Source organism: Spirillospora sp. NPDC049652 (genome assembly GCF_040675125.1).
GTDB lineage: Bacteria > Actinomycetota > Actinomycetes > Streptosporangiales > Streptosporangiaceae > Spirillospora.
This window is the reverse complement of sequence record NZ_JBFAOF010000263.1, coordinates 1-8,212: the sequence shown is the minus strand read 5'-3', so window position 1 is coordinate 8,212 and position 8,212 is coordinate 1. Positions and strand designations below refer to the sequence as shown.

The 8,212-nt window shown below is 70.4% G+C and carries 7 protein-coding genes and 1 tRNA gene; 6 read left to right on the top strand and 2 right to left on the bottom strand.

Annotated elements, in window-relative coordinates:
- Positions 1 to 66 precede the first annotated feature (66 nt).
- Positions 67 to 390, bottom strand: coding sequence for a TetR/AcrR family transcriptional regulator (locus tag AB0J52_RS18460; protein ID WP_500182811.1), 324 nt, complete (start codon positions 388 to 390; stop codon positions 67 to 69).
- A 120-nt stretch (positions 391 to 510) separates the two neighbouring features.
- On the opposite strand from AB0J52_RS18460, the gene AB0J52_RS18455 reads away from it, so the two are divergent.
- The 3 genes from AB0J52_RS18455 (at position 511) to AB0J52_RS18445 (ending at position 4,395) form a co-directional block, all read left to right on the top strand.
- Positions 511 to 2,175, top strand: a complete 1,665-nt coding sequence (locus AB0J52_RS18455) for a carboxylesterase/lipase family protein (RefSeq protein ID WP_500182810.1) — start codon at positions 511 to 513, stop codon at positions 2,173 to 2,175.
- Between the two features lie 340 nt (positions 2,176 to 2,515).
- Complete coding sequence (locus tag AB0J52_RS18450) at positions 2,516 to 3,265, top strand: DUF6193 family natural product biosynthesis protein (protein ID WP_500182809.1); 750 nt, start codon at positions 2,516 to 2,518, stop codon at positions 3,263 to 3,265.
- A 605-nt stretch (positions 3,266 to 3,870) separates the two neighbouring features.
- The gene (locus AB0J52_RS18445) at positions 3,871 to 4,395 is read left to right on the top strand and encodes a hypothetical protein (RefSeq protein WP_500182808.1); all 525 of its coding nucleotides are present in this window, start codon (positions 3,871 to 3,873) and stop codon (positions 4,393 to 4,395) included.
- Positions 4,396 to 4,409: 14 nt separating this feature from the next.
- Here the strand turns inward: AB0J52_RS18445 and AB0J52_RS18440 are convergent.
- A tRNA-Pro gene (locus tag AB0J52_RS18440) sits at positions 4,410 to 4,486 on the bottom strand.
- A 222-nt stretch (positions 4,487 to 4,708) separates the two neighbouring features.
- On the opposite strand from AB0J52_RS18440, the gene AB0J52_RS18435 reads away from it, so the two are divergent.
- From AB0J52_RS18435 to AB0J52_RS18425, 3 genes are all read left to right on the top strand, one after another.
- Positions 4,709 to 5,434 carry a hypothetical protein gene (locus AB0J52_RS18435; RefSeq protein ID WP_500182807.1) on the top strand — a complete coding sequence of 242 codons (726 nt, stop codon included), beginning with the start codon at positions 4,709 to 4,711 and terminating at the stop codon, positions 5,432 to 5,434.
- 85 nt (positions 5,435 to 5,519) lie between these two features.
- Positions 5,520 to 7,412: a PP2C family protein-serine/threonine phosphatase gene (locus AB0J52_RS18430; RefSeq protein WP_500182806.1), complete on the top strand. Its 1,893-nt coding sequence runs from the start codon at positions 5,520 to 5,522 to the stop codon at positions 7,410 to 7,412.
- 75 nt (positions 7,413 to 7,487) lie between these two features.
- On the top strand, positions 7,488 to 8,212 hold a 725-nt coding region (locus tag AB0J52_RS18425; protein WP_500182805.1), incomplete at its 3' end, for an acyl-CoA dehydrogenase family protein.

The following is an 8,212-nucleotide window of genomic DNA, read 5'->3' as shown; positions in this document are numbered from 1 at the left end:
CTCGGAGGAGCCGCACGGCACATCCAGCCGGTTCTCACCTTGGAGCTCGGCCGGAGCGACGTCGGTTCACGCGCTCGCCCCATCGCGCCAGTCTCCCGCCCCGGACGCCAGGTCCGGTGCCGGCCCCCAGGCGGCCTCGGCGACCAGGACCAGCAACTCGTCCCGGGACCTCACGTACCGGTAGATCGCGTTGGCGGTCAGCCCGAGGCGCTGAGCGATCTTGGGCATCGACAAGGCGCCGAATCCGTCCGCATCGGCCAACTCGACGGCCGCGGCGACGATCTGCTCGACGCTCTGCGACGGCTTGCGCCCGAGCTTGGTCGTCTTGACGGGGACACCCCACGCCAAGGCCAGTCCTGGCGGCAGCTCGGAGTCCTCCGTGCCCGGCATCCGGTGGCCTCCTCCGCTCGTCCGGGGATCCCTGTCAAGGCCGACCCTACCTTGACTTCGTGTATGCCCCACACTTAAGTTCGTGTGGCCCACACACAAATAAGTCAGAGGGAGCGCGACATGAAACCGCTGCATCGACATCACGCGCCGGGCAGGCGCACCCGACGGCGCGGCAGTGTGGTGGTGCTGCTGACCGCGGTGCTGCTCTCGAGCTTGATCGTCGGTGGAGGGGCGGCCGACGGGCTGTCACCGGTTCGCGGCGACAACGGCCCTGCCGCCTCCACCGTGGTTCGAACCGATGCAGGCGCCGTCCGCGGCAGGATCGAGTCGAATGCCAGGGTGTTCCAAGGGATTCCGTACGCGGCCCCACCGGTGCGCGACCTGCGCTGGGCCTCGCCGCAACGGGCCAAGCCGTGGCAGGGAGTGCGAGACGCCACCAAGCCCGGCAACCGCTGCGCCCAGGCCGCCGGGCTGATTGATAAGGCCAGCACGACAGAGGACTGCCTGTTCCTCAACGTCACCACGCCGCGCACCACCGGGAAACGCAAACTGCCGGTGATGGTGTGGATCCACGGCAACGGGTTCATCAGCGGCGCCGCCAGCCTGTACGGCGCGCAGCGGCTGGCCTCCGACGGCGACGTGATCGTGGTCAGCCCCAACTACCGGCTCGGAGTCTTCGGATTCCTGGCCCACCCGGCCCTCGACCACGGCAAGGCCCGGAACTTGTCCGGGAACTTCGGTCTCGAAGACCAGCAGGCCGCACTGCGCTGGGTGCAGCGCAACGCCGCGGCATTCGGCGGTGACCCCGGCAACGTCACGATCTTCGGCGAGTCCGCGGGCGGGACCAGCGTCTGCGCCCAACTCGCCGCGCCGACATCGGCTGGCCTGTTCCATCGGGCGATCGTGCAGAGCGCGGCGTGCACCGGTGAGAAGTGGTCACCGGGGCCTCCGACCTGGTTCCCGCTGCCCCGCGCCGCCCGTCAGGAGAACGGTCTCAAGATGGCGGCCAAGGTCGGCTGTGCCAACCCGGTGACCGCGGCGGCCTGCCTGCGCGCCAAGCCCGTCAGCAAGCTGGCCAAGTTGTCGGACGTCGGTGTCGGGTCAGGTCCCACCGTCGGTGGGGGCTTCCTGCCCCTCAGCCCGGAGCGCGCCTTCGCGACCGGCCACTTCAATCGCGTCCCCGTCATGCAGGGAACCACCCGGGACGAACACCGCCTGTTCACTGCGGCGATCGAGGTCGCCACCGGAAAGGTCACCACTCCGGCCGGCTATCGCGAGCAGCTCGCCGCCCTGTTCAGCCCGGCCGACCTGCAGCGCGTTCTGGCCCGGTATCCGGTCGCCAAGTTCCACTCCGCAGGCGAGGCCCTGGCCTCGGTCGTGACCGACTGGGCCTGGGGATGCCCCGCCCAGGACCGGGACAGCGCCCTCGCCGCGCACACTCCGGTCTACGCCTACGAGTTCGCGGACGAGACGGCGCCGTGGTTCACCACCCTGCCCAAACCCAACTTCCCCACCCGCGCGTTCCACGGAGCCGAACTGCAGTACCTGTTCGACGATGAGCAGCTCCCCGGCCCCCAGACCCCCGCCCAGCGACAGCTCTCCAGGGCCATGATCAGCTACTGGACCCGGTTCGCCGCCGCCGGAGACCCCAACAGCAGCGGACAGCCCCGCTGGATGCCCTTCCAGGCCAACGGCTGGGTGCAATCACTCGCCACCCCCACGATCGGCCAGACCGACCGCAGCACGGAACACCAGTGCGCCTTCTGGAAGACCATCGCCTCATGACCCGACGAACCCTGACGACGATTGGTCAGAACCTGCTGCGGACGCGACGGAGACCAGCGTGAACGCCCGTCAAGTGACGTCATAACGGCATGCGAGCACGACGCCATCGGACGCCGCCGGATGCACCTCTCAGTCAGGCAGCGGCGCTCCCTCGTCACGACGGCTCCGATGGCCAGCATGCGGTCGCGGCGCTTACGCCCAACGCCCCCATACAAAGCTGTTGATCATGTTGTCCGCTCGGTCGATCAGGAGGTCGAATGGTGGATGACGGCGCGCGGACGGCAGGTCCGGCGGAATCGTCGTCGGCTCGTCGTCGCGGTCGCGTGGCACAGTGGAAGGCGTGACACGGCAGCCGCGGGAGGACTATGCCCGCCTCTACCCGGAGATCGGCCAGGCCGGAAGCCTCAAGAACGCGATGCAGACCGCCCTCGATCACGCGGGGTATGAGCTGACGGCGCTGCTGACCAGGGTTCCGGCTTGGTGGGACTGCGCAACTCAGGTCGGTGACCGTCACCGGCACGTGAGCGTGACCGCGGCCCGCCAGGAGCGCTGCTTGCTGATGGAGTTCTGGGACCAGGGCGTCATGATGGCCAAGGCCCGAACCGGTGACCTGCCTGCGGCGGCGGAGGCCGTCGGGCGCTGGCAGGCGGGCACCCGCGTCAGGGAGCTGAAAACTCTCTGCCCGTTCGTCGAGTACGGGCCACTCGCCGAAGCTTACGAACGCGGTGACGCGGTCGAAGCCGAGTGGGCAAGTTATCGAACCACCGCAGCCGCACATATCGATCACGACCTGATCGAGGCCGCTTACGCCCGCCCCCAGCTGCGGGCCCTGTTCCCCTTCCACAGCCACCGCACCCTGAACTTCAGCCGATGCACCGGATTCCCCTACACCCACGACATCCCCGTGGTCAGCCCCCTGTCGGACGGGACCTACCGGGTCACTTGGGCGCGCTCATCCGACGGACCGGCCATCACAGAAGTCGACAACCCCTACGACGCCATCACCGCAGTCATCGCCCACCTCCCGGACAACTGCGGACCAGCAGTGGCCGGCACCGCTGACGACCTTGCCGAATCAGACTCCGCATAGCCTGCGAAGCGCCGCCCAAACCGCCTCCGCAACGGACATCACCACCCGCAGCCGAGTCCGCCCGCCTCGCTGTCTGACCACCCCGCCGAACTTTGCCTCACCACGTTGCCCGCCTGGCCGACGCGGTCCTAAATGGCCTCAGCAGTCTGACCACCCGGACGGCTGTTTCATAGGCGATCGTCAGTGGGGACCGAGCGCGCAGGCAGATTCTGGTCCGGACGCAGTGGAATGAGGCTGGTGTTACCGACTGCGCTGACCTGTCGGCGATCCCTGCGCCGCACTTGCCTACGGCGGATCGACGCATGCGTCGTGGTTCAGATCGTCCCGGCCGGTTAGATGATCCGGCGGTGGAGGGCGCTGCGCTCTCGCCCACAGGCCACGGTGACTCGCTGCCGCGAGTCTGCACGCTGCACCTCAGCACGCGATGCGCACCGCGTGCGCCGGTCATCGTCAACGCCTGGCCGCCTGTTCGTTCTGACGCGGCATCCCGATGGGTCAACGGGGCTGACGGGCGCTCACACGACCAAAGGCGTAGGGAACGCCGCTACCCGGGCGCGCTGGGCCACCGGACCGCTGTGGACCCTACTGGCGCGGTTCGGGGCGGCGTGTCCTTGGTGCTGGGGATCGTAGCGGACGCGGTCGGGGCGTTGGATGTCCGCCGAGCGACCACGGAGCGACCACGGCGGGCAAACCGGAGCAAGGAGGCCGGGTTCGCGCACGAGCGGTTCGCGCTCTACGTCTGGCGCTCCGTCCGCAAGGACGGTGACACCAAGACTGAGAAGTCTCGTCGGACGCTGGAGCTTCCGGAGCAGGCTGCCGAGGCGCTCAAGACGCACCACGCTCGTCAGGCCGCGCAGAAGCTCAAGGCGGGGGAGTCGTGGCAGAACAACGATCTGGTGTTCTGCTCGCCGACCGGCACGCCGCTCGACGCCGCGAACGTGCGGCGCGCGTTCCGCCTCATCACCAAGAAGGCCAAGCTCGGTGAGCACCAAGGGTGCGGAGGCCATCAACTCCGTGTTCGGTCGCGGCAAGTCCGCGTAGGTCCGGTGCAGGTGGCTCCCCGTTTGGCTCCCCGAACAGATCGGGAACGAAAAAAGGGCCCCGGAGCGATGCTCCGAAGCCCTTTCTGACCTGGCTTAATGCCTGGTCGGGACGGCGGGATTTGAACCCACGACCCCTTGACCCCCAGTCAAGTGCGCTGCCAAACTGCGCTACGTCCCGGTTTTTGCCCCCTCGTTGAGCGGGCGTGATTACTCTAGCGCAGTTCCAGGGCTAGTGCGTACCGGGAAGCGGGTGACGGGTCGGGTGCCTGGTGGCGTGGGGCGGAGGCTGGTCGCCGTCGTGGTCCTGGGCTGGGCGCTCGCCGGGTGTGCGGACGGAAGGGCGCCTGTCGCGGTGGAGAGTGGGACGGTCCGGAGCGCGTCGCCGGAGAGGCGGGCCTTGGTGCCGCCGGTTCGGGTGCCGGACGGGGTGCGGGCGTCGTACGCGGTGTTCGCCCATGGGAAGACGGTGGTGCAGCGGGCGCCGCATCGGGTGTTCCGGTCGGCTTCGGTGATCAAGCTGTTGATCGCGCTGGACCAGTTGGAGCGCGGGGACGATCCGCTGCTGGGGCCGATGCTGCGGTCGAGTGACGACGGGGCGGCGTCGGAGTTGTGGCGGCGGAACGGGCGCGGGGCGATCGTGACGCGGATGGCGCGGAAGATCGGGTTGACCGAGACGGCGCCGCCGCCACCGGAGAAGCCGACGTTCTGGGGTTATTCGGCGTTGAGCGCGGCGGACGTCGTGAAGGTCTACCGGTACGTGCTGGACGAGGTGCCGGCGGGGACGCGCGAGAAGGTGCTGGGGGAGTTGCGGCGGGCCACGCGGTGCGGGACGGACCAGTTCGACCAGTACTTCGGGATTCCGCGGGCGCTGAGGCGGCCGTGGGCGGTGAAGCAGGGCTGGTCGGGGTTCGGGGACGCGCCGGGGCGGCCGTGCCGGGCGGGCGAGGCGGTGCCGGCGCTGGGGCCTGATCTGGGGATCGGGCGGCCGGTGCTGCACACGACCGGAGTGGTCGGGGACAAGATCGTGGTGGTGCTCACGTTGCAGCCCGCGGGAACTTCCTTCGCGACGGCTTATCGGCAGGTCACAGCCCTTACGCGGGAGGTGTTCCGGGCGGCCGGTGAGTAACCGGACTTTACCGATTTAAGGAATGAGCATCCGTTTACATGGCGTTCGTGACTGTACGGTCATGAATGTCGTGGAGGGAAACCGGGTGACGGAGACGGGTGCGATGCCGATGAGCGCCGAACTGGCCGGAGTGGGGGACGGAGCGCAGCAGCGCGCGGTCCTCTCCGAGGCTCGTGTCGTGCTCGCCGAGCGCCTGGGCTGCCCGTCCGGGGAGGCCCTGCAGCACCTGATCTGGCTGGCGCGGGACCTGGACCTGGAGCTGGACGAGGCGGCCGCGCTGGTCGTCGACGGCGACCGGGCGTTCAACGAGACGGCGGAGACGCCGCTGGGCGGGGTCGGGCGCGGCGCGGTCGTCGCGGAGGCGCCGCCGGAGGCCGAGCCGGTCGCCGAGGAGCTGCTGCGGCGGGTGGCGGCGGCCGACACCGAGCACGACGCGGTCGCGCTGGCGGGCCTGAAGGACGATCCCGGGGCGCGGGCCGTGCTGGGCGCGTCGCTGACGTCGGCGGCGCATCTGGTGCCCGTGCGGGACGCTGACGGCCGGGTCGTGGACTTCCTGTACGCCGACGTGAACCCCTCGGTCGATGATCTCTTCGAGCGGGCGCCGGACGAGCTGATCGGGCGGCGGCTGCTGCGTACCGAGCCCGGAGCGGCCCTGTCAGGGCTTTTCGCGGCCTATGTGCGGGTTCTGGAGACCGGCGAGCCGTTCGCACGCGGACCGTTCCTGTACTCGTCCGCACGGGACGGTGTGGCGCGCGCGTCCCGGATGACCGTGCGGTGCGTGCGGGTGGAGACCGGTGTGGTCGTCTCCTGGCGCTACCTGCGCGGGGAGGACCGGATGCGGTGGCGGCTGGAGCGCGCCGAGCGCCTGGTCGCGATCGGGTTCGGCGAGTGGGACCTGGCGACCGGGCGGATCACCGGGTCGCCGCAGATGGCGGCGAACTACGGGCTGGACGCGCCGGACGGGCTGCTGGTGCCGGACGAGATCGCCGAGGTGGTCCACGAGGAGGACCGGGAGCTGATCTCCGAAGGCCTGCGGACGCTGTTCGCGCGCCGGGAGCCGGTCGAGGTGGAGCACCGGGTGGTGCTGCCGAGCGGCCGCCAGCGGCACCTGTGGGTGTTCGCCGAGCCGGTGCTGGACGCGTCGGGCCGTCCGGTGACGATCAACCTGGTGTCCCAGGACATCACGCGGCGGCGGGGCGTGGAGCGGGCGCTGGCCCGGACGCGCCGGGAGATACTGCGCCAGCAGGCGCTGACGGCGCAGGAGCGGAGGGTCGCGGCGACGCTGCGGCGCGCGATCCTGCCCGATCCGGACTCCGGCGGGGTCCGCAAGCTGCCGGGCGTCACGGTCGCGGTGCGGTCGCTGGCGGCCGAGAGCGACGCGCGGATCGGCGGCGACTGGTTCGCGACGCGTTCGCTGGCCGACGGACGGGCGCTGATGGCCGTCGGGGACGCGGCGGGGCACGGGCTTCCGGCCGCGGCGGCGATGGCGCGGATGCGGAACGGGCTGCTCGGGATGGCATACACGGGGCGTTCTCCGGGGCGGCTGGTCGGCTGGCTGAACGATCTGGTGAGCGATCTGGAGCCCGCCTCGACGGGGACGGCCGTGGTGGCGCACTTCGAGCCGCAGTCGCGGTACCTGGAGTGGGCGAGCGCGGGGCATCCGCCGCCCGTGCTGCTGCGCGACGGCAAGGCTGGTGCGCTGGCGTCGGAGGCCGATCCGCTGCTGGGCGCGGCCCAGGACTACGACTACGCGACGAACTCGACGCTCCTGGAGCCCGGGGACCTGGTGCTGTTCTACACCGACGGGCTGGTCGAGCGCCGCGACGCCGATCTCGAGGACGGCATCGCGCGGCTCTGCGACATCCTCTGCGAGTGCCCGGACACCGATCCGGACGCCGTTCTGGACCGCGTGCTGAGCCGGATCGGTCACGACCGCTCCGCGGACGACACCACGCTGTTCGCCTTCCGCGTCGCCTGAGACGTCCTCACGAGGGCCCGGTCCGGGGCCCTCCTCGGCGATTCTTTCTAACAACTGTTTGGTAGAGTCCGGGGCGTGAACCGGAACGAGACCCCCGAGGACCGGTCCTTCCGCGCCGAGGTCCGCGGCTGGCTGGAGACGCACCTGTCCGGGGACTTCGCGCATGCGCGCGGCCTCGGTGGACCGGGCCGCGAGCACGAGGCGCACCAGGAGCGGCTCGCCTGGGAACGGCACATGGCACGCGCCGGCTGGACGTGCGTGGGCTGGCCGAAGGAGTACGGCGGGCGCGGCGCGAGCCTGGAGCAGCAGGTCATCTTCCACGAGGAGTACGCGCTCGCGGACGCCCCCGCGCGGGTCAACCACATCGGCGAGAACCTGCTCGGGCCGACGGTCATCGCGTTCGGCACCGACGAGCAGCGCGCCCGGTTCCTGCCGCCGATCGTCGCGGTCGAGGAGCTGTGGTGCCAGGGCTACTCCGAACCGAACGCGGGTTCGGACCTGGCGAACGTGCAGACGCGGGCAGTCCTGGACGGCGGTGAGTGGCGGGTCGACGGACAGAAGGTGTGGACGTCGCTGGCCGTGGAGGCCGACTGGTGCTTCGTCGTGTGCCGCACCGAACCCGGCTCGGCGCGGCACCACGGGCTGTCGTACCTGCTGGTCCCGATGCGGCAGGACGGCGTGGACGTCCGGCCGATCGTCCAGCCGACCGGGACGTCGGAGTTCAACGAGGTGTTCTTCGACGGCGCGCGCACGAGCGCGGCGAACATCGTGGGCGCGCCGGGCGACGGCTGGCGGATCGC

Coding starts and splice junctions, on each gene's coding strand:
- AB0J52_RS18460 (WP_500182811.1), bottom strand. CDS start 390: ATGCCGGGCACGGAGGACTCCGAGCTGCCGCCAGGACTGGCCTTGGCG.
- AB0J52_RS18455 (WP_500182810.1), top strand. CDS start 511: ATGAAACCGCTGCATCGACATCACGCGCCGGGCAGGCGCACCCGACGG.